Source organism: Mesorhizobium sp. M2E.F.Ca.ET.209.01.1.1 (assembly GCF_004010375.2).
Lineage (GTDB): Bacteria > Pseudomonadota > Alphaproteobacteria > Rhizobiales > Rhizobiaceae > Mesorhizobium.
On record NZ_SADP02000525.1, the window covers coordinates 1 to 354 of the forward strand.

Consider the following 354-nt stretch of genomic DNA (forward strand, 5'->3'; position numbering starts at 1 on the left):
TCCATTCTCGCCGTCGGCCGTAGGCGGTACTTTGCCGGGTCGCACATTGGTTGAGGCCGGTTTGCCTTTGAAACTTCCTGAACCAGGCCGTGGATTTGGGCTTGCCACTTGCCGTCGATTGAACCCGGCGGATGACGCCGCTGTCGGCCCAATGTTCATGCGGACTGGCAAGAGAAGCAGGATCGGCGAGGTACCTGCCAAGCGTTTGCAACGTGACGTCTTCCGGTGCTTGAAGAAGGTCGGCGCGAAGTTCCTGGACCGCGAGCGCTGCTCCTTGCTTTGCGGCCTCCGTCAGCATGTCGCGCAATTGGATGCTGGTCAGCACCAGCGCCTGCATAGCTTCCATAAACCGAT

General features: G+C 59.9%; 1 protein-coding gene. It reads right to left on the reverse strand.

Annotated features, from left to right (window positions below; all coding sequences use genetic code 11):
• The coding region (locus EN852_RS36765) for a hypothetical protein (protein ID WP_246694533.1) at window positions 1–354 on the reverse strand (354 nt) is incomplete at both ends.